This window comes from Micromonospora sp. CNZ297 (assembly GCF_007827625.1).
This window is the reverse complement of sequence record NZ_VISU01000004.1, coordinates 144,834-164,760: the sequence shown is the minus strand read 5'-3', so window position 1 is coordinate 164,760 and position 19,927 is coordinate 144,834. Positions and strand designations below refer to the sequence as shown.

The 19,927-nt window shown below is 73.3% G+C and carries 19 protein-coding genes and 1 pseudogene; 9 read left to right on the top strand and 11 right to left on the bottom strand.

What is annotated here, in order from left to right; genetic code table 11:
* Window positions 1–60: 60 nt before the first annotated feature.
* From FB454_RS09625 to FB454_RS09610, 4 genes are all read left to right on the top strand, one after another.
* Entirely contained in the window at window positions 61–1,416 is a 1,356-nt protein-coding gene (locus tag FB454_RS09625; RefSeq protein WP_145822835.1) for an aldehyde dehydrogenase family protein, read from the top strand.
* A gap of 5 nt (window positions 1,417–1,421) precedes the next feature.
* On the top strand, window positions 1,422–2,189 hold the full coding sequence (locus FB454_RS09620) for a 3-oxoacyl-ACP reductase (RefSeq protein WP_013284647.1): 768 nt from the start codon (window positions 1,422–1,424) through the stop codon (window positions 2,187–2,189).
* 175 nt (window positions 2,190–2,364) lie between these two features.
* Entirely contained in the window at window positions 2,365–3,084 is a 720-nt protein-coding gene (locus FB454_RS09615; RefSeq protein WP_486485408.1) for a gamma-glutamyl-gamma-aminobutyrate hydrolase family protein, read from the top strand.
* 204 nt (window positions 3,085–3,288) lie between these two features.
* A complete protein-coding gene (locus FB454_RS09610; protein ID WP_145822833.1) occupies window positions 3,289–6,972 on the top strand; it encodes a SpoIIE family protein phosphatase in 3,684 nt (1,227 codons plus the stop codon).
* 9 nt (window positions 6,973–6,981) lie between these two features.
* On the opposite strand, the gene FB454_RS09605 is transcribed toward FB454_RS09610, so the two are convergent.
* A complete protein-coding gene (locus tag FB454_RS09605; RefSeq protein ID WP_013474428.1) occupies window positions 6,982–7,548 on the bottom strand; it encodes a GNAT family N-acetyltransferase in 567 nt (188 codons plus the stop codon).
* Window positions 7,549–7,624: 76 nt separating this feature from the next.
* Entirely contained in the window at window positions 7,625–7,936 is a 312-nt protein-coding gene (locus FB454_RS09600) for an STAS domain-containing protein (RefSeq protein WP_030269851.1), read from the bottom strand.
* 94 nt (window positions 7,937–8,030) lie between these two features.
* Between FB454_RS09600 and map the strand changes: the two genes are divergently transcribed.
* Window positions 8,031–8,888 (top strand): type I methionyl aminopeptidase, encoded by an 858-nt coding sequence (gene map, locus FB454_RS09595; protein ID WP_030269849.1) that lies wholly within the window; start codon window positions 8,031–8,033, stop codon window positions 8,886–8,888.
* Window positions 8,885–9,601 carry a VIT1/CCC1 transporter family protein gene (locus FB454_RS09590; protein WP_013284653.1) on the top strand — a complete coding sequence of 239 codons (717 nt, stop codon included), beginning with the start codon at window positions 8,885–8,887 and terminating at the stop codon, window positions 9,599–9,601. The genes map and FB454_RS09590 overlap by 4 nt, the downstream gene beginning before the upstream one ends.
* Window positions 9,602–9,622: 21 nt before the next feature.
* On the opposite strand, the gene FB454_RS09585 is transcribed toward FB454_RS09590, so the two are convergent.
* From FB454_RS09585 to FB454_RS09545, 9 genes are all read right to left on the bottom strand, one after another.
* Window positions 9,623–10,351 (bottom strand): nucleotidyltransferase domain-containing protein, encoded by a 729-nt coding sequence (locus tag FB454_RS09585; protein ID WP_145822832.1) that lies wholly within the window; start codon window positions 10,349–10,351, stop codon window positions 9,623–9,625.
* Between the two features lie 411 nt (window positions 10,352–10,762).
* Window positions 10,763–11,287 carry a hypothetical protein gene (locus FB454_RS09580; RefSeq protein ID WP_145822831.1) on the bottom strand — a complete coding sequence of 175 codons (525 nt, stop codon included), beginning with the start codon at window positions 11,285–11,287 and terminating at the stop codon, window positions 10,763–10,765.
* Window positions 11,288–11,347: 60 nt separating this feature from the next.
* On the bottom strand, window positions 11,348–11,929 hold the full coding sequence (locus FB454_RS09575) for a GNAT family N-acetyltransferase (protein ID WP_225319648.1): 582 nt from the start codon (window positions 11,927–11,929) through the stop codon (window positions 11,348–11,350).
* A 63-nt stretch (window positions 11,930–11,992) separates the two neighbouring features.
* Complete coding sequence (locus FB454_RS09570; RefSeq protein ID WP_145822830.1) at window positions 11,993–12,460, bottom strand: nitroreductase family deazaflavin-dependent oxidoreductase; 468 nt, start codon at window positions 12,458–12,460, stop codon at window positions 11,993–11,995.
* Window positions 12,461–12,628: 168 nt separating this feature from the next.
* Window positions 12,629–15,310, bottom strand: a complete 2,682-nt coding sequence (locus FB454_RS09565) for an ABC transporter permease (RefSeq protein WP_145822829.1) — start codon at window positions 15,308–15,310, stop codon at window positions 12,629–12,631.
* Window positions 15,307–16,038, bottom strand: a complete 732-nt coding sequence (locus tag FB454_RS09560) for an ABC transporter ATP-binding protein (protein WP_013284660.1) — start codon at window positions 16,036–16,038, stop codon at window positions 15,307–15,309. Before FB454_RS09560 ends, FB454_RS09565 begins: the two co-directional genes overlap by 4 nt.
* Window positions 16,039–16,057: 19 nt before the next feature.
* Window positions 16,058–16,639: a PadR family transcriptional regulator gene (locus tag FB454_RS09555; RefSeq protein WP_013284661.1), complete on the bottom strand. Its 582-nt coding sequence runs from the start codon at window positions 16,637–16,639 to the stop codon at window positions 16,058–16,060.
* A gap of 69 nt (window positions 16,640–16,708) precedes the next feature.
* Complete coding sequence (locus FB454_RS09550) at window positions 16,709–17,152, bottom strand: ferritin-like domain-containing protein (protein WP_013474432.1); 444 nt, start codon at window positions 17,150–17,152, stop codon at window positions 16,709–16,711.
* Complete coding sequence (locus FB454_RS09545; protein WP_030269842.1) at window positions 17,149–17,595, bottom strand: hypothetical protein; 447 nt, start codon at window positions 17,593–17,595, stop codon at window positions 17,149–17,151. Before FB454_RS09545 ends, FB454_RS09550 begins: the two co-directional genes overlap by 4 nt.
* A gap of 263 nt (window positions 17,596–17,858) precedes the next feature.
* Between FB454_RS09545 and rimP the strand changes: the two genes are divergently transcribed.
* The 3 genes and pseudogenes from rimP to FB454_RS09530 all read left to right on the top strand — a co-directional run bounded on the left by rimP (window position 17,859) and on the right by FB454_RS09530 (window position 19,901).
* Entirely contained in the window at window positions 17,859–18,509 is a 651-nt protein-coding gene (rimP, locus tag FB454_RS09540) for a ribosome maturation factor RimP (protein WP_071096342.1), read from the top strand.
* Window positions 18,506–19,549 carry a transcription termination factor NusA gene (nusA, locus tag FB454_RS09535; RefSeq protein ID WP_013284665.1) on the top strand — a complete coding sequence of 348 codons (1,044 nt, stop codon included), beginning with the start codon at window positions 18,506–18,508 and terminating at the stop codon, window positions 19,547–19,549. The genes rimP and nusA overlap by 4 nt, the downstream gene beginning before the upstream one ends.
* 15 nt (window positions 19,550–19,564) lie before the next feature.
* Window positions 19,565–19,901 (top strand): annotated as a pseudogene (locus FB454_RS09530) (YlxR family protein).
* The last annotated feature ends 26 nt before the right edge of the window (window positions 19,902–19,927 follow it).

Genomic DNA, 19,927 nt, shown 5'->3' with positions numbered 1-19,927 from the left:
TTGTGCGGCTTTCGCCGGGGCAGCAACTGCAAGATCGCCGAGGTGAGGGGAGGGGACCGCGTGGGTGAGGTGATCTCGCCTGTTGACGGGGCGGGGATCGGGGTCGTTCCGGGGTGCTCCGTGGAGGACGTGGATGCTGCTGTCTCGCGGGCGGCTGCGGCCTTCGAGACGTGGCGTCACGTGGCGCCGGGGGATCGGGGGCGGCTGCTGCGGCGGTTCGCCGCCCAGGTCGACGCGCACCTGGAGGAGCTGGCTCTCCTGGAGGTGCGCAACGCCGGGCACACCATCGGCAACGCCCGCTGGGAGGCGGGCAACGTCCGCGACGTGCTCGACTACTACGCGGGCGCGCCGGAACGGCTGACCGGCCACCAGATCCCGGTGCCCGGCGGGCTCGACGTCACGTTCCACGAGCCGCTGGGCGTGGTCGGCGTGATCGTGCCGTGGAACTTCCCGATGCCGATCGCCGGCTGGGGGTTCGCCCCGGCGCTCGCGGCCGGCAACACGGTGGTGCTGAAGCCGGCCGAGCTGACCCCGCTCACCGCGCTGCGCCTGGCCGAGCTGGCCCGCGACGCCGGCCTGCCCGACGGCGTCTTCACAGTGCTGCCCGGCCGGGGCAGCGTGGTCGGCGAGCGGTTCGTCACCCACCCGGCGGTCCGCAAGATCTGTTTCACCGGCTCGACCGAGGTCGGCACCCGGATCATGGCCGGCTGCGCGGCCCAGGTGAAGCGGGTGACGCTCGAGCTGGGCGGCAAGTCCGCCAACATCGTCTTCGCCGACGCGGACCTGGAGAAGGCGGCTGCGACCGCGCCGTACGCGGTCTTCGACAACGCCGGCCAGGACTGCTGCGCCCGCTCCCGGATCCTCGTCCAGCGCCGGGTGTACGACAGGTTTCTGGAACTGCTCGAACCGGCCGTGCGGGCGTTCCGGGTGGAGGACCCGGCCCGGGAGACGGCCGAGATGGGGCCGCTGATCTCCGCCGCGCACCGGGACCGGGTCGCCGGGTACATCGACGGGGCGGACGTCGCATTCACCGGCTCGTGCCCCGACGGCCCCGGCTTCTGGTACGCCCCCACTGTGCTGCTCGCCGGCTCCCCGGCGGACCGGCACTGGCGGGAGGAGGTCTTCGGCCCGGTCGTCTCGGTGCTCCCGTTCGACGACGAGGCCGACGCGATCCGGCTCGCCAACGACACCGAGTACGGGCTCTCCGGCTCGATCTGGACCCGGGACGTCGGGCGCGCGGTGCGGGTGGCCCGCGCCGTCGAGTCGGGCAACCTCAGCGTCAACTCGCACTCCTCGGTGCGCTACTGGACCCCGTTCGGCGGGATGAAGCGTTCCGGCCTGGGCCGGGAGCTGGGTCCGGACGCGCTGCACGCCTTCACCGACGTCAAGAACGTGTTCATCGGCACCGAGGAGTGATCACAGTGCAGGGACGGCTTTCCGACCGGGTGGCAGTGGTGACCGGCGCGGGCAGCGGCATCGGGCTCGCCACCGTACGCCGCTTCGCCGCCGAGGGCGCCCGGGTGGTGTGCGTGGACATCGACGCCGACGCCGGTACCCGGGCCGCGCAGGAGGTGGGTGGCGAGTTCGTCGCCGCCGACGTGGCCGACGAGACGGCGGTGCGTGACCTGTTCGACGGGGTGGTGCAGCGGCACGGCCGGGTGGACGTGTCGTTCCACAACGCGGGCATCTCGCCGCCTGAGGACGACTCGATCCTGGAGACCGGCCTGGACGCCTGGGAACGGGTGCTGCGGGTGAACACCACGAGCGTGTACCTGTGCTGCAAGTACGTCATCCCGCACATGCGCCGCCAGGGCAAGGGCTCGATCATCAACACCGCCTCGTTCGTGGCGCTGATGGGCGCTGCGACGTCGCAGATCGCGTACACGGCGAGCAAGGGCGGGGTGCTGGCGATGACCCGGGAGCTGGGCGTGCAGTTCGCCCGCGAGGGCATCCGGGTCAACGCGCTGTGCCCCGGGCCGGTGGCCACGCCGCTGCTGCTGGAGTTGTTCGCCAAGGACCCGGAGCGGGCCGCCCGGCGGCTGGTGCACGTGCCGATGGGCCGGTTCGGCGACCCGGCCGAGATCGCCGCCGCTGTGGCGTTCCTCGCCAGCGACGACGCCTCGTTCATGACCGCAGCGCAGTTCGTCGTCGACGGCGGCATCACCGGCGCGTACGTCACCCCCCTGTGAGCGCGAGGAGTGAGCCGGTCTTGCGAGCCCCGCAGTCGCGAACCAGGTCGGCATTGTGAGCGCGAGGAGTGAGCCGGTCTTGCGAGCCCCGCAGTCGCGAACCCAGGCCGGCATTGTGAGTGCGAGGAGTGAGCCGGTTTTGCGAGCCCCGCAGTCGCGAACCCAGGCCGGCACTGTGAGCGCGAGAAGGCCGGTCATCGGCATCACCGCGTACGTCGAGCCGGCCGGCTGGGCGGTGTGGCGGGACGTGCCGGCGACGCTCGTGCCGCACGCGTACGTCCGCGCGGTCACCGCGGCGGGCGGCCGGGCCGTCGTGCTGCCCCCGGACGACGCCGACGCGGACGTGCTGGGGCTGCTGGACGGGCTGCTGCTGGCCGGCGGCGCGGACGTCGGGCCGGAGCGGTACGGCGAGCCGCCGGACCCGCGTACCGAGTGCCGGCCGGAGCGCGACGCGGGGGAGACGACGCTGCTGACCGCCGCGCTCGCCGCCGACCTGCCGGTGCTGGGTGTGTGCCGGGGCATGCAACTGCTGGCGGTGGCGTACGGCGGCCTGCTGCACCAGCACCTGCCGGATGTGGTCGGGCATGACGGGCACCGTCCCGCGCCGGGCGTCTACGGGTCGCATCCGGTGCGCTTCGCCGCCGGCAGCCGGGCCGCCGAGGTGATGGCCGGGGTGGACCGGGTCAACTCGTACCACCATCAGGCGGTGGCCGACCCCGGCGGCCTGGCGGTGACCGGCTGGGCCGACGACGGGGTGATCGAGGCGGTGGAGGATCCGGCGCGGCGCTTCGTGCTCGGGGTGCAGTGGCATCCGGAGAACGAGGCCGAGCCGCGGCCCGTGGCCGCGCTGGTCCGGGCCGCGATGTCGGCCAGATCACACACCCGCGTTTCGTAGGTGCGGACAGCCGAATCGGCGGCCCGCCGACCAGGCGAGGACCGCCCGAGTCGCCCCGGAGCGTCGGTTACGCCAGGATGAGGCGGAGGTAAGCAGCGTCGAACGGTGCGGGTGCGTTACGTTGCTCGTCCGTCGGGGTAGTAGGCGGGGACGGTCGGCGGAGAATCGCCGGCCGTCATGATCATGGCCGGAGCGGGAGGCTGCATGAGCTCGGCCCACGGGGGCGGGGAGGACGGTCGTTCGTCCCCGGCGGCCGGCGAGGCGTCCCTACCGCCACTGCTCGCCGCGGCGTTCGCCGCCGGCGGTGAGATGGGCGGCCGGCTGCGCGGCTTCGACTGGTCCACCACCGCTCTCGGCAGCCCGGACCGCTGGCCCGCGGCGCTGTGCCACGCCGTGAGCACGATGCTGTCGTCCCGCGCCCAGATGGTCGTCTTCTGGGGCGAGGAGCACCTGGCCTTCTACAACGACGCCTACCGGCCGACCATCGGCGACAAGCACCCGGCCGTGATCGGGCAGCCCGCCCGGCTGCACTGGGCGGAGACCTGGGACGTGCTCGGCCCGCTGCTGGACGGCGTGCGCCGCACCGGCGTGCCGTACCGGGGCGAGAACCACCCCTTCGTGCTCGACCGCCACGGTTTCCTGGAGGACGTCTACTTCGACGTCTCGTACGACCCGATCCGCAGCGCCGACGGCACCGTCGGCGGTCTGTTCTGCTTCGTCAACGAGACCACCGGCCGGGTGCTCGGCGAGCGCCGGCTGCGCGCCCTCGCCGAGCTGGGCAACGAGCTGGGCGATGTACCCGGCATGCTCGAACTGGGCCAGGCCGTCACCCGGGTGCTCGACGCCCACCGCGCCGACGTGCCGTTCAGCGCGCTGTGGTTCGCCGACGAGCGCGGCACACTCGTGCCGGGCGGCTGCTCCGGCGTGGATCCGGCCACCGTCGCCGATCCGCCGCCCGGCCTGCCCGAGGGCGAGCCGTTCACCGAGCCGCGCTGGATCGCCACCGCCGACCTGCCGGGCGCGGTGCCGCCGGACGCCGCCGGCCAGGCGCTCCTGCTGCCGCTGACCGCCACGAACGAGCCGGCCGGCGCGCTGCTGCTCGGGGTGTCGCGCCGGCTGCCGTTCACCGACGACTACCGCGACTTCGTCGACCTGGTCGCCGCACAGGTGTCCCGGGCCGTGGGCAAGCAGCGGGCGTACGAGCAGGAACGCGCCCGCGCCGCCGAGCTGGCCGCGCTGGACCGTGCCAAGACCAACTTCTTCGCCAACGTCAGCCACGAGTTCCGTACCCCGCTCACGCTGGTCCTCGGGCCGATGGAGGAGATGCTCGCCGACCGGGAGCTGCCCGAGCGGTACCTGGACCGGCTCACCGTCATGCACCGCAACGGGCTGCGCCTGCTCAAGCTGGTCAACACGGTGCTCGACTTCTCCCGGCTGGAGTCCGGCCGGCTGGCCGCCCGCTACCAGCCCACCGACCTGTCCGACTACACCTCCCGGCTGGCCAGCACGTTCCGCTCGGCCACCGAGCGGGCCGGGCTGCGCCTGGTGGTGGACTGCCCGCCGCTGCCCGCGCCGGTCTACGTCGACCGGGACATGTGGGAGAAGATCGTCCTCAACCTGCTGTCGAACGCGGTCAAGTTCACGTTCGACGGCGAGATCCGGGTCCGGGTCCGCGCGGACGACGGCGCCGCCGTCCTGGAGGTGACCGACACCGGCGTCGGCATCGCGCCGGAGGAACTGCCGCAGGTCTTCGAGCGGTTCCACCGGGTGGCCGGCGCCCGCTCGCGTACCCACGAGGGCACCGGCATCGGGCTCGCCCTGGTCCGCGAGCTGGTCGAGATGCACGGCGGCACGGTGACCGCGCACAGCGTCGTGGACCGGGGCACCACGTTCACCGTGACCATGCCCTTCGGGTACGCGCACCTGCCCGCCGACCGGGTGGCCGCCCTGTCGCCGGTCCCGCTGACCGAACCGGAGCAGGCCCGCCTGTACGTCGCCGAGACGGCGCTCTGGACCGACGAGGTGGCCCGCCCCACCGGGCTGCCGGAGGCGTCCGGCGCGCCGGGTGGGTCCGGTCGCATCCTGTTCGCCGACGACAACTCCGACCTGCGCGAGCACGTCGTCCGGCTGCTGTCCCCGGCGTACGAGGTGGTGGCCGTGCCGGACGGCGTGGAGGCGCTGCGGCTGGCCGTCGAGACCCCGTTCGACCTGGTGCTGACCGACGTGATGATGCCCCGGCTGGACGGCTTCGGGCTGGTCGCCGCGCTGCGGGCCGAGCCGGCCACCCGGCACGTGCCGATCGTGCTGCTCTCCGCACGGGCCGGCGCCGCCGAGGAGGTCGCGGGTCTGTCCACCGGCGCGGACGACTACCTGACCAAGCCCTTCTCCAGCCAGGAGCTGGTGGCCCGGGTGCGGGCCAACGTCGAGCTGGGCCAGTTGCGCGGGCAGATCATCCGCCGGCTGCGGGCACTCGCCGACGCCGCCGTGGAGATCAACACCGCCCGGTCCACCGCCGAGGTGGTCCGGGTGGCCGCCCGGCACGCGCTGCGCCTGGCCGAGGCCGGACGGGTCCGGGTCACCGCCACCGGCGCCCGCCACGAGGAGGACGCCGGCGGCGACCTGCCCGCCGAGCCGACAGTGGTGCTGCCGCTCACCGGCACCGCCGGCGAGCAGCTCGGCGAGCTGCGGGTGTGGCGCCGCGAGGGCGGCGGCACCGAGGAGGCGGCGCTCACCGAACTGGCCCGGCTGATCGGCGTGCGGCTGGAGAACGCCCAGCTCTACGAGGCCGAGCACCACATCGCGACCACGCTCCAGCACAGCCTGCTGCCGCGTACGCTGCCGCAGTTGCCCGGCGCGGTGGTGGCCAGCCGCTACCTGCCCGGCAGCGCCGACGTGGAGGTCGGCGGCGACTGGTACGACGTGATGGCCACCGCCGACGACGACCTGGTGCTGGTCATCGGCGACGTGGTGGGCAAGGGCGTGCGGGCCGCCGCGGCGATGGGCCAGCTCCGCAACGCGCTTCGGGCGTACGTCCTGGAGGGCTACGACCCGGGCGAGGCGCTGACCCGGCTCAACCGGCTGGTCCACTCCGCCGGCAGCGGCTCCTTCGCCACTGTGGTCTGCCTCGGCTTCTCCCCGCGCACGGGCAGGATCCGGTACGCGAGCGCGGGTCATCCGTCACCCCTGCTGATCCGAGGAGACGACGTGGCGTTCCTGCACGATCGGGCTCTCGGACCGCCGATCGGGGCGATCCCCGGCGCCGTCTACCCGGCCGCCGAGGGCGAACTCGCGCCGGGCAACCGGCTCCTGCTCTACACCGACGGCCTGATCGAGGACCGGTCCGCGGGCATCGACGCCGGGCTGGGCCAGTTGCGGGCCGACGCGACGGCGCGCGCCGGGCACGTGGCGGACCTTGTCGACGCCGTCATGGCCCAGGTGGCCGAGCGGTCCCGGCACGACGACGTGGCGGTGCTCGCGCTGGAGGCGGCCGAACTGAACCGGTTCGTGCTGCGCCTGCCCGCCGACCCGACCCGGCTCAGCGTGCTCCGCAAGCGGCTGGAGGACTTCCTCGTCGCCCACCAGGTCGGCGAGACCGACCTGTTCGACCTGACCGTGGCGGTCTCCGAGGCGGCGGCGAACGCGATCGAGCACCCGGTCGACCCGGTGGACCCGACGATCGAGGTCGAGGTGACGATCGCCGACCGTACGGTCACCGCGACCATCCGGGACAGCGGACGCTGGCGGGAGTCGAGCGGGTCGACCTTCCGGGGGCGCGGGCTGGCGCTGATCCAGGCGCTGGGGGAGATGAACGTGACCCGTTCCGCGAACGGCACCGAGCTGACGCTGCGCCGCCGGCTGGCCGATCAGGCGCCGCCCTCGGGACGCTGAGGCGGCCGGTCACAGCGGCGACGGGTCGTCGCGCAGCCGGCTGTAGAGCCACCCGTCGCGCCAGGCGCCGGCCCGGAACTCGCAGGACCGCAGAACTCCCTCCAGTTGGAAGCCGGCCTTCTCCAGCGACCGCTGCTCGGCGGCGTTCTCGGGATGGGTGCCGGCCTGGATGCGCTGCGCCGGGGTGTGGCTGAACAGGTAGTCGCAGAGCAGCGCCTGCGCTCGCCAGCCGAGACCCCGGCCGCGCCACTCGGGCAGCAGCACGATCCCGATCTCCCAGTACGGTGCCCGCCCGCTCTCGCGCTGCAGGTAGCTGAGGTAACCGACCGGCGCGTCCGGGGGCTCGACCTGGACGATCAGGCCACCGCTCCGGTCGCCGAGATAGCCGTCCTCGGCGAAGCGGCGGGCCGGCGCGGCGGCGTCCTGGAAGCCGGCCCAGTCGAGGCCGATCAGCCCGGGTTCGACAGCGAACCGGCGCAGCATCGCGAGATCGTCCTCGGCCACCGGGCGCAGTCGTACGGTCGAGCCGGGCGCCTCGTGCACGACACCGGCCATCGACGGATGGGAGCTGTCCATCCTCCGCACCGTAGTGACGGGCCGGGCTGCCCGCTGTCCCGCGTCGACGGCGTTCACGCGGGGAGCAGCCCTCGATCTAGCCGGCGAGCCAGTCCTGGTCGCCGAGGCCGGAGATGTCCAGCACGCGCCGGACCTGCGGCGACGGCAGCACGGTCAACGCGTCCGGGAACCGCTGGGCGAGCCGGACCACCGCGTGGATGGCGGCCGAGTCGAAGAAGGTGACCGCCCGCAGGTCGAGCGTGAGCCGCTTGGCGGGCTCGCGGAGCGCGGTCTGGAACATGGTGTCGGCGGTCGCCATGTCGACCTCGCCGGTCACCTGGACGCGCAGTTGGTCGCCGTCGGCCTGCGCCGTCACGGAGAAGACGGGCGCCGCGCCCCCTTGATCCACGGAGCAACAATGGCACAGCGTTTGCGGCACGGCAACAACCTGCCCGGCGGGGCTGTGGCGAGGGGCACACCGGTCCCGGCGATAGGCTTGCGTCATGACCGTCCGTGCGCCGCTGACCCCCGGCACGCTCTCCCCGTGGCGAGCGGTCCCCGCCCACATCCCGCGCCCGGAGTACGTGGGTAAGAAGCGCCCCCAGGAGTGGCGCGGATCGCACGTGCAGACGCCGGAGACCATCGAGAAGATGCGCGTCGCGGGGCGTCTCGCCGCCCAGGCCACCCAGCTCGCCGGTGAGCACTGCAAGCCCGGGGTGACCACCGACGAGATCGACAGGGTGGTGCACGAGTTCCTCTGCGACCACGGCGCCTACCCGTCGACGCTCGGCTACCGGGGCTTCCCCAAGTCGTGCTGCACCAGCCTCAACGAGGTGATCTGCCACGGCATCCCGGACACCACGGTGCTCCAGGACGGCGACATCATCAACGTCGACGTCACCGCGTACCTGAACGGCGTGCACGGCGACACCGACGCCACGTTCTGCGTGGGCGAGGTGAGCGAGGAGGCCCGCCTGCTGGTCGAGCGGACCCACACGGCGATGATGCGCGGCATCAAGGCCATCGCGCCGGGGCGGCAGATCAACGTCATCGGCCGGGTGATCGAGTCGTACGCGAAGCGCTTCGGCTACGGCGTGGTCCGCGACTTCACCGGGCACGGCATCGGCGAGGCGTTCCACAGTGGCCTCTACGTGCCGCACTACGACAGCCCGCGCCCCACCGACGTGATGGAGCCCGGCATGACGTTCACCGTCGAGCCGATGATCACGCTCGGCACCTACCAGTACGACATGTGGGACGACGGCTGGACGGTGGTCACCAAGGACCGCCGGTGGACGGCCCAGTTCGAGCACACCATCGTCGTCACCGACGACGGCTACGAGATCCTGACGCTGCCGTGACCGACACCCCTGCGGCACTGCGCGAGGCGCACCACGCGGACGTCTCCGGCGGCTGGCTGCGTCCGGCCGTCTTCGGCGCGATGGACGGGCTGGTCACCAACATCGCACTGATCGCCGGCGTGGGCGGCGGCGGGGTGTCGCCGCGCAGCGTGGTGCTCACCGGCACGGCCGGCCTGGTGGCCGGCGCCATCTCGATGGGCCTCGGCGAGTACACGAGTGTCCGGTCCGCGAACGAGCAGGTCGCCGCCGAGGTGGCCAAGGAGCGACGCGAGCTGGAACGCCACCCGGAGGCCGAGGCCCGGGAACTGGCCGACGCCTGGGTCGCCCGTGGACTGCCCCGCGAGCTGGCGACGCAGGTCGCCGAGGCGGTACGCGCCAACCCGGAGGAGGCGCTGCGGGTGCACGTACGGGAGGAGCTGGGCGTCGACCCCGACGACCAGCCCAGCCCGTGGGCCGCCGCGATCTCGTCGTTCATCTGTTTCTCGATCGGCGCGCTGGTGCCGCTGCTGCCGTACCTGCTCGGTTTCACCAGCCTCTGGCTGGCGCTCGGCGTCGGCGGCGTCGGCCTCTTCGTCGCCGGTGCGATCGTGGCCCGGTTCACCAACCGCGCCTGGTGGCGTGCCGGTCTGCGGCAGTTGCTGCTCGGCGCGCTGGCGGCCGGCGCCACCTACCTGATCGGCGCGCTGATCGGCGTCGGCGGCGGCATCGGCTGACGGTCGGCCGTCGGCGGGCCGTCAGCCGTCCAGCAGGTCGTCGACGGTGCCGTCGACCGGCCGCCCCCGGGCGGCCAGTTCCTCGGCCTGGCGGGTCAGCGCCGCACCCACCTCGGTCATGTCCGCCCCGGCCAGCCCGGTACGCCGCACCGCGTCACCGGGGTCGCGGAAATAGGTGCGGCTGAACAGTCCCTGCACTGTCGCGGCGGCCAGCCGCGCCTCGCCGAGCATGAGCAGCGCCTGGTCAGTCTCGTACCACTCGGCCAGCCGCAACGCGCGAGCGTGCGCCGCGCTGCCCCGGTACCACGCCTGCCGCGCGGCGCCGGTGAACTCCGCCGGCCGGGCGCGTGCCAGGCGCGCCAGGTGCTCGTCGCGCAGTTTTCGCAGCCAGCCGGTCGGATCGTGCAGGGCGCGGGTGGTGACGTACCGGTCCGCGACCAGGGGCCAGCGGGACGTGATCGTCGTCGCCCGGCGCAGGTAGTCGTCCGCCCCGGCCACTGTCAGGTCGACGAGCACCCCGTCCACCCGCCGGGTGGCGGGCGGCGGTCCGGCGCCGGGCCGGTAGGTGACGACCAGCAGGCCGACCTCGCGGTCCCCGCCGCCGTCGTCGTCGCCGTGCGCGAGCGGACCGTGTACGGCGACCGCCAGCACATCGGCCGGGAACCGCCGCAGGACGGCGTCACCGACGCGCTCGGCCACCTGCCATCGCGGGTCGTCCAGACGCCGCTCGGCGTCTCGTTCGCCGACCATGGCCCACCTCCATTCCGCACGCCTGTCGCTTTCCGGTTGTACGACTCGTGCGAGCTGTATGCGCTGCGGTTGGTTGCCATTGTTCCGGTGGATCGCCGAGGCGGTCGAACGTGACGAGGTCCCCGGGCCGCACCGGCCGCTTGGACTGGGTAGAAGCGACTATCTCCCCCTGACCTGCGTAGGGGGTCGCGTCTATGAGCAGGCAGGTGTCACCCCGTCTACACGGCCGAGATCGATCGGGCAGCAGTCAAGATCCTCTAGCAGGTCGCTTCCGGAAACCCCTTGCGCTGTGTCGTTAAAGGCCGCCCGCAGGGCCGGACCGCAGCGGGGCCAGGACTCGCGTTGACGACACAATCAGAGCAGCCCTGAGCAGTCCTGGCGTTCGGCTTGCTGCCGATGAGCATGCGTGCGCTACTTGATCTCACCCTCGCAATTAGTCAGCAAGAGGGCTGGCTGCCCTCCGTCTGGAGAATGGAGGGTTGGATCAGGCTCGGTTGGAACACCGCGTACTCCACCAAAGGAGACCCAGCCCTTGTTGTCAGTCAAGTGGAACCAGATATCGCTGTTCCACGGCTCGGGATTTGTCGGGTGTGCGACAGCTCCGTGCATCCAGCCGTCGACCATGATCGATTGATTGCCGGAGAATTCGCCGATTTTCTCCGACTCGACAGCCGGCTTGGCGCGAATGGCAGTTCCGAGTGGAGTCCAGCGGTTTTGCGCGTAGACCCGATATGGCGAGCAGTCACCTTTGGTGACGAACCCCTCGCTCAGCCATTTCGTCCACATGGGGGGATCGGCCATAAAGATGAGGCCAAGAAGCGCTGGCATCACGACTGCGCTGGTGAGCCAGATTGCCGCTCTTCGGCCTGCGGAACGCTCCATTGAATCATCCATGTCACCCTCACAGCGCTCGGTGCACGACGATAGCGTGGCCACGCGCGCAGGGTGCTCAACTGGATCGTATGAAAGGGGCGCGGCTGAGCCAGAATGCGGCAGTCATCGCCGCTGATCCGGCCGGGGCGTTCCAGCCCGCGCCTCCTCCGCGATCCGCAGATCGCGGACCAGCAGTTCCATCGACGGACCCCATGGCAGCTCGGAGTGCCCGGCAACTATCCAGCCGTTGCGGCGATAGATGCCGTTCGCCCGGCTTCGCGGATCGGAGGCGAGGGTCGCCCAGCTCTCCTGGCGCCCCTGAAGAAGCCGACGCATCAACTCCGCGCCGACGCCACGAGATCGATGCCGCGGATGCACGATCCATTCCAGTACGGCGAACTTGTCGCGGTCCCGTACCTCGGCCGGGGGTTCATCCTTCGCCCGAGACCACCAGGTGCCGGCGGCCATGGTCCACCCGTACGCCGCTCCGATCAGTTCCTCGCCTTCCCAGGCCAGGACGAGGCGGAATCCCGGCCGCGCCGCCTCGTCGGGCAGCCCGGTCCGGAACCGGGCGACCTGTGCCGTGCCTTCGAGGTAGGGCGGCTCGGCGTAGACCAGCGCGTACAGGTCGGCGAGAGCGTCGACGACAGACGTCAGCTCGTCCGGACGGCGTCGGTCGAAGGTGACGGACGGCGGAGGCGTCACCGCTGGACTCGGTCCATGGCTACGTTCCTGCTCGCCGCGATTCCGGCCACGGTGAGCCGTCGCTCAGACGTTCGGGACCAGCCGGAACACGCGGATCTCGCGGCCACCGGCCCGCTCGACGTACGTGCGGTACGCGGGCCACTCCTGCACCAGCCGCTGGAACAGCCGTTCCCGTTCCTCGCCGGTGACCTGCTCGGCGGTGACCGGGATCCGGCGTCCCTTGACGTCCACCTCGGCGGCCGGGTCGGCCATCAGGTTGAACGTCCAGGACGGCTGGTGCTGCTGCCCCCAGTTCGAGCCGATCACCACGTAGGCGTCGCCGTCGGGGACGTACACCAGGGGGTTGCTGCGGGGCTTGCCGGAGCGGCGGCCGGTGGAGGTGAGCACCAGCGTGGGCACGAGCCCGAAGGCGACCACGCGGCCCTTCGTCATCCGGCCGACCAGCCGGTCGGCCGGGACGAGCAGGCGCATGGTGGCGCCGAACCAACGCTGGTGACCGAGACGGCGGGTGAGGGCTCCCAGGGCTGACATCCGACAAGTGTGCCGTCCGCGGGGTGCCCCGTCATCCCTCGGACGGTCAGTCCGCCCAAGGTCGACTCCATTTCGCCGAAGTGGTGGCATCCACCCCACCGCGATACCGCCACTCCGGCGGAATGGTGTCGATCATGGCCGGAAGTGGTGTCGATCATGGCGGGACGGTCAGTCGAGCCGGCGTTCGATCGGCAGGCGGGACCGGGTGAACAGCGCTGCGCCGCCCATCGCCACGAGCGGCACCACGACCAGCGCGGCGAGCGTCACGCCGGGCACTGTCACCGGGTACGGCGGCTGCACCGGCCAGGACTCCGCGTACCGCTGGTTGAGCGCGGACAGGACGACCACGGCGGAGCCGAGCCCGGCGACGATGCCCAGCGCGGAGCCGAGCACCGCGATGACTCCGGCCTGGCAGAGCGACAGCAGGCGGCGTACCCGGGGATCGGCGCCCACCGCCGCGAGCGTGGACAGGTCCCGGCGGCCCTCGGCCGCGGCGAGGCCGGTGGCGACCGCGGCGGCGCCCAGCGTGATCACCCCGGAGGCCACCGCCAGCAGGAGCAGCATCGAGCGCTGGTCCGACGGCGGCTCGGCGGTCGCCACCTGCGCGGACATGGGCCCGATGTCGAACAGCTCGTCGGTCAGCATCTCGACCTGCCGGTCGGTGGGCGAGCCGGCGGTGTCCAGCAGGTAACCCATCGGCACGGCGGACAGGCCGAGCGCGTCCGCGGCGGCGGGGGAGAGGACCAGCCGGTCGACTGTGAGACCGCCGCGCAGCGCGTACGCGGGCAGGAGACGCCCGGTGGGCGGGCCGCCGGAGTTGTAGTTGACCTCCACGCGGACCTGCCCGTCCACCACCCGCCGGGCGTCGGTGACCACCACGCCCCCGGCGGCGAGCGTCCGGCGCGCGGCGGCCAGCTCGTCGTCCGGCGCGCCGGTGAGCGCGGGCAGCGCGGCGCCGTCGTCCACGAGCGCCGGCAGGTAGACGTCGACGGGCTCCTGGAAGGGGCTCACGCAGCGCGGATCCCGCCGGGCCGAATCGGGGATGACCGGGTCGGAGGAGCTGTACGGGCACTGCTGCGCCTGCGGCATGAGCGCGTAGGGGCTGCAGTCGTCCTTCTCCCGGACGTCGCCGCCGCAGCCGGGGATCGCGACCGACACCACTGTGGCGTCGGACAGGACCGCGCGGGCCCGGCCGGCCACTACCTCGGCCGACGGTGGGTCCGCCGGGGTCTCACCGGAGTGGGTGAGCAGCACGTTCCCCGGCGGCAGGCCGGGTTGCCAGAGCGCCCGTGAGCGGGTCTCGTCGCTCGCCACGTAGACGCCGAGCGCGACGCTTCCGGCCACCGCCGCCATCACCGCCGAGATGGCGGGCGCGGCCGAGGACCGGTTGCGGCTGGCGTCGCGCAACGCGAGCCGGGGGGTCAGCGGCAGCAGCCGGCCGGCCCGGCCCAGCACGCCGACGAGCGACGGGGTGCAGAACACCAGCCCCAGCTCGCCCAGCGCGACACCGGCCAGCACTCCGGTCTGCGAGGTGCGGCCGGCGGCGAACGCGGCGATCGCGGTCCCGGCGACGGTGAGCGCCACCCCGACCAGCAGCCAGCGGCGGCGTGGCCGGGTCGCGTCGCGCCGGCCTGCCAGGCCGGTCGCCACGTCCTGCCGGGCCGCCGCCCAGGCCGGCGCCATCGCCGCGAGCACCCCGGCCAGCACCGCCGTCGCGGCGATCGCCACCAGCGCGGCCGGGAAGATCCGGTACGCCCCGAGGCGCTCCCCGAGCAGGTACTGCTCGACGATCGGCCGGCCGGCGAACGCCGCCCCGATGCCGAGCAGCATGCCCAGGGCGGCCCCGCCGGCGCCGAGCACCACCCCGTCGGCGAGCACGATCCGGCGCAGGTGGGAGGCGTCGCCACCGGCCACCGCGACGAGTGCGAGGTCCCGCCGCCGGCGCCGGACGCTCACCGCGAAGGCCGGGCCGACCAGCAGCACCACCTCCAGCAGGCCCAGCCCGCCGACGACTCCGATGACGCCCGCCTCGTCGGCGTCCGGTACGGACATGCCGCGGGTGAACTCCTGCCGTCCCGGCAGCGGGCTGCGGGCGACGACCTGGACGCCCTGCGCGTTCAGCCGGTCCACGAGCCACGGTTCCAGCGGGCCGGGCAGGTCCACCAGCCAGGTGTCGCTGCCGGCCATGCCCTCCGGGGTCACAGCGGGCAGCGTGATCACGTCCCGGAGGTTGTCCGGATACTCCACCACCCCGACCACGCGGTACGTGGCACCGTCGATGGTGCGTACCGGATCGCCGATGCGGGTCTCCAGCCGGCGCAGCGCCGTCGGGCTGACCGCGATCTCGTCGGGGCGTACCGGCGGCCGGCCGTCGCGTACCCGGGCCAGCGGCCGGGTGAGCGGGTCGGTCAGGTCGACGGCGCGCGCCTCGAGCGACTCGACGTGCCGGTCCACCCGTGTCGAGAACGTCATCCACCAGCGGGTGCGAGCCAGCCGGCTGCCCTCGGGCAGCAGCGCGCGCACCTCCTCGGCGGTCGCCGGGCGGGTCCGGGACACCCATTCGCCCTGGACCGGCCAGGCCGACTCGCCCCAGGCGTCCTGCGTCACCGGCGCGAGGCTGTCCCAGCGCAGGGCGACGTCGCCGCCGCCGAGCTGGCGCTCGATGCGCTCGGCGCGGGTCAGATCCCCCATGTCGTAGCTGACCGCGGCGAAGCTGAGGCCGAACACCGGCAGCGCGATCATCACCAGCACCAGCAGCGTGCGCCGCCGGGACCGCCGGGCCTCCCGGCGGGCGATCCGCAGCGCGGTCCGCCACGACCCGCGTACGGCGGCGAGGCGGCCGCCGGTCACCGGGTGCTGCCGCTGAGCAGGTGGTCGACGCCGATCAGCGGGGCGGTCGAGTCGACCATCACCCCGTCGCGCAGGAAGACCACCCGGTCCGCCCAGCCGGCGTGCCGGGCCTCGTGGGTGACCAGCACCCCGGCCGCTCCGGCGTCCACCCGGCGGCGCAGCAGATGCAGCACCGCCTCGCCGGTCTGGGAGTCCAGCGCGCCGGTCGGCTCGTCGGCGAGGACCAGGCGGCGTTCGCCGACGAGGGCCCGCGCGATCGCCACCCGCTGCTGCTGGCCACCCGACATCTGGTCCGGGAAGCGGTCGGCCAGGTCCTCCAGGTCGACCTCGCGCAGCGCGGCCAGCGCCAGCTGGCGGGCCGCCCGTACGCCGGTGCCGTCCAGTTCCAGTGGCAGCGCCACGTTCTCCACGGCGGTCAGGCTGCCGAGCAGGTTCAGGTCCTGGAAGACGTACCCGATCCGGCGGCGCCGCAGCCGGGCCAGCTCGCGGGCGGACAGCCCGACCAGGGTCTCGCCCTCGACCACCACCTCGCCGCCGGTGGGCCGGTCCAGGCCGCCGGCGAGCGCCAGCAGCGTGGACTTGCCGGACCCGGAGGGGCCCATCACCGCCACCAGCTCACCGGCCCGCACGGTCAGGCTCACGCCGCGCAGCGCGTGCACGGCGGCCTCACCGGCGCCGTGGGTCCGGCGTACGTCACGCAGTTCCAGCACCCCGTCGATCGGGTCCATCAGCGCCTCCCGTGCCGGGTCACCGGCGGGCTTCGTCGCCGGCCCGGTCCACCGCCTCGGGGTGGTCGACCGCCCGGATCGGCGCCGGGCGGTGCCGGACCAGGCTCGTCTCGCAGTGGTCGAGCCACCGCACCTCGGCCTCGGTCTGGAAGATCATCGCGTCCAGCACCAGCCGCCAGGGTAGATCCTCCGGCTTGTCGCTCGTGTACTTCAACCGGGTGAACTCCTGGAGCGCGCGCATGGTGGCGGTGCGCTGGGTCTGCACCACCGACCGCACGTCGACGCCGGGGGTGGTCAGCGCCAGCGCCAGTTTGATGGACAGCTCGTCGCGCGGCCGGTCGGCGCGGCTGATCGGCGTGGCGAACCACAGCGCCAGGTCCGCCCGTCCGGCGTCGGTGATCTCGTACGGCCGCTGCCCGCTCTCGTTCTCCGGCAGCGGGCGGACCAGGCCGTCACGTTCCAGCCGCGCCAGCGTGGTGTAGACCTGTCCGATGTTCAGCGGCCAGGTCGACCCGGTGGACTCCTCGAACGCGGCACGGAGCTGGTAGCCGTACATCTGGCCGCGTTCGAGCAGGGCGAGCAGGCCGTGACGGATGGACATGACCGCGAGTATGCATACCTGGTATGCGCTACGCAACCGGAGGGTTCCGCCGGGTGACCGGCGTCGCGCTCAGGCCGGGCGGCCCGGGAACGGAACGGTGACCGGCGTCACGCCTGCCGTACGCCGCCAGCGGGTGGCGCGCAACGCGCAGTCGGTGAGCGCGGCGAGCGCGGTGTTCCGGTCCGCGCCGGTGGTGTGCGGCAGCGCGGCCCGCCAGTGCCCGGCCGTCCGCTCCTCGATCTCCACCGCCAGGCGCAGCGCGCTCGCCCGGTCCGTCACCGGGTAGGGCAGCGCGTACCCGGCCCGGTCGGCGGGCACCTGCCCGGAGCCCTCGGCGAGCTGGAGCAGCAGCGCGTCGCGGCGGGACCGGTGGGCCGCCTCGGCGGCACGGGCCGCCGTACGCGCCGCCTCGGTCAGGTGCACACCGATCACCCCGTACGCCCAGATCGCCGCGTACTCGGCGGCGAGCGCGTCGGCGAGCGCCGAGGCCGGGCCGGTCGTCGGGCTGTTCACTTGAGCGCCTCCACGTGTGTGGCCCGCGCCGCGGCGATCGAGCCGAGCAGCGCGGCCCGCTCGGCCGGCGCTGCCGCGCACGCCTTGGCCGCGTTCGTCCGGCCCTCCTGCTCGGCCCGGCGCAGCTCGGTGAGCACGGCGTCGGGCGCGGGCGCGCTCGCCGAGCCGGCGGCCGGTGTGCCGGAGGGCGCCGGCCGGCCGATCACGCGGCGTAGCTCCTCGGCGTGCGCCCGGTGCGCGTCGGCGATCGGGGTGAGCCGCCCGGCCAGCGCCGGGTCGGCGGTGGCGGCGGCCCGGTAGCGGGCCTCCAGCGCGAGCGCCTCGGCGACGAGCGGCTCCAGCGCGTCCGGCTCCGGTGGCTCCTCGTCGCGGTCGAAAAGATCACAACCGGTCAGCGGCGCGGTCGCGCCGCCGAGCGCCACGAGCCCGCCGGCGCGCAGCAGCCAGCGCCGGGAATGCCCCGCTCTGACCTGGTCGGATGGTGTTCTGCCGATCCCCACCTGACAGAGTCAACACCATTCGCGCCGTCTCGTGGGTCAGGGTCTCGGTGCGCCGCCGGGTCCGTCGGCGGTCGTTAGCGTTACGCTCTGCGCAACCACCGGGCGCGGACGCCCCGGTGGCGCGCCGGTATGGCGGGCCGATCGCCCGCACCGGCCAGGGACAACACGGCCCGCGGGTCGTGGCAACAGCAGGAGAGGTGCGCGCAATGACGCAGCGTGGCCGTGCCACCCGGTCGACGGGGCCCGCCGGGCGGCCCCGCCGCTCCGACGGGCCCCGCGGCACGGACCGGAGCGGCGCACCCCGCGGCGATCTCGCCGCCCGCCGCAACCGGCTGCGCGAGGTGATCGAACCGGTCGTCACGGCGGCCGGTTACGACCTGGAGGACCTCTCCGTCTCCCGCGCCGGCCGGCGGCACGTGGTCCGGGTGATCGTGGACGCCGACGGCGGGATCAACCTGGACGGCGTGGCGGACGTCTCCCGCGCGGTCTCGGCGGCGCTGGACGCGGCCGAGGAGGCCGGCGGCGACATCGTGGCCGGCGAGTACCAGCTGGAGGTCAGCTCGCCCGGCGTGGACCGCCCGCTCACCCTGCCCCGGCACTGGCGGCGCAACGCCGGGCGGCTGGTCAAGGTCACCGTCCGCGGCGACGCGGGGGACCGCCAGCTCACCGGCCGGATCACGGCCGCCGACGACGAGCGCGTGGTGCTGGAGACCGACGCCGGCCCCGCCGAACACCCGTACGCCGAACTCGGGCCCGGCCGGGTCCAGGTGGAGTTCAACCGCCTGGACGACCTGGCCGACGAGGACTTCGGTGACGACACCGACGACGACGAAGATCTGGAGGACGAGGAGAGGTGAACATCGACCTCGCGGCGCTGCGCGCCCTGGAGCGCGAGCGGGAGATCCCGTTCGACACGATCCTCGCGGCGATCGAGACCGCGCTGCTGACCGCCTACCGGCACACCGACGGCGCCGAGCCGCACGCCCGGGTGGAGATCGACCGTAAGAGCGGGGCCGCCTCGGTCTACGCGCAGGAACTGGACGCCGACGGCACTGTGACCCGGGAGTGGGACGACACTCCGCACGACTTCGGGCGGATCGCCGCCATGACCGCCAAGCAGGTGATCCTCCAGCGGCTGCGGGAGGCCACCGACGAGGTGCACTTCGGCGAGTACGTCGGCCGCGACGGTGACCTGGTCACCGGCGTGGTGCAGGCGCACGAGACCCGCCGGGAGAAGGGCATCGTCAGCGTCGACCTGGGCAAGCTGGAGGGCGTCCTGCCGCAGTCCGAGCAGGTCCCCGGCGAGCGGTACGAGCACGGCGAGCGGATCCGCTGCGTGGTCGTGCACGTCGCCAAGGGAATGCGCGGCCCGCAGATCACGCTGTCCCGGTCGCATCCCGCGCTGGTGAAGAAGCTGTTCGCGCTGGAGGTGCCGGAGATCGCCGACGGCACCGTGGAGATCGGCGCGATCGCGCGTGAGGCAGGTCACCGTACGAAGATCGCTGTGCGCTCGACCACGTCCGGCGTCAACGCCAAGGGCGCCTGCATCGGCCCGATGGGCCAGCGGGTCCGGGCCGTGATGAGCGAGCTGCACGGCGAGAAGATCGACATTATCGACTGGTCGGACGACCCGGCCACCTTCGTCGGCAACGCGTTGTCGCCGGCCAAGGCGCTGCGGGTCGAGGTGGTCGACCTGGCCTCCCGTACCGCCCGGGTGACCGTGCCGGACTTCCAGCTCTCGCTCGCGATCGGCCGGGAAGGGCAGAACGCCCGCCTCGCGGCCCGTCTGACCGGTTGGCGCATCGACATCCGGTCCGACGCGGAGACCGCAGCCCCGCAGAGCCGGGGCGGAGCTGATCACGTCCCGGAGCCGGGCGGCGCGATCTCCGGCGGCTAGGGGTAGACTTACTCAGTGGCACGACGCGCGATTCCGGAGCGCACCTGTGTGGGCTGCCGGAAACGAGCGCCGGCCAGCGAGTTGTTGCGGGTCGTCGCGATCGGTGACGAGGCTGGTCACACCAGTCTCCGGCCCGATCCGGCCCGCAGACTGCCGGGTCGGGGAGCGAACATGCACCCTGATCCGGCCTGCTTCGCGCAGGCGGTGCGACGCCGCGCCTTCGGGCGGGCACTGCGCCTCACCGGGGTCCCCGACCACGGTGCGCTTGCGGAGCACGTCGACGCGCAACCCCCGACGACCGGTCAAGCCCGACCGGTCGAGGGTCGCTAGCAAGGTAGGACGACCGACATGAGCACACGATGAAGTCCCTGAAATGAC

What these genes read in the sequence shown, in the direction of transcription:
- FB454_RS09610 (WP_145822833.1), top strand. Translation starts at nt 3,289, where the DNA reads ATGAGCTCGGCCCACGGGGGCGGGGAGGACGGTCGTTCGTCCCCGGCG.
- FB454_RS09605 (WP_013474428.1), bottom strand. Translation starts at nt 7,548, where the DNA reads ATGGACAGCTCCCATCCGTCGATGGCCGGTGTCGTGCACGAGGCGCCC.
- map (WP_030269849.1), top strand. Translation starts at nt 8,031, where the DNA reads ATGACCGTCCGTGCGCCGCTGACCCCCGGCACGCTCTCCCCGTGGCGA.
- FB454_RS09585 (WP_145822832.1), bottom strand. Translation starts at nt 10,351, where the DNA reads ATGGTCGGCGAACGAGACGCCGAGCGGCGTCTGGACGACCCGCGATGG.
- FB454_RS09570 (WP_145822830.1), bottom strand. Translation starts at nt 12,460, where the DNA reads ATGTCAGCCCTGGGAGCCCTCACCCGCCGTCTCGGTCACCAGCGTTGG.
- FB454_RS09560 (WP_013284660.1), bottom strand. Translation starts at nt 16,038, where the DNA reads ATGGACCCGATCGACGGGGTGCTGGAACTGCGTGACGTACGCCGGACC.
- FB454_RS09555 (WP_013284661.1), bottom strand. Translation starts at nt 16,639, where the DNA reads ATGTCCATCCGTCACGGCCTGCTCGCCCTGCTCGAACGCGGCCAGATG.
- rimP (WP_071096342.1), top strand. Translation starts at nt 17,859, where the DNA reads ATGACGCAGCGTGGCCGTGCCACCCGGTCGACGGGGCCCGCCGGGCGG.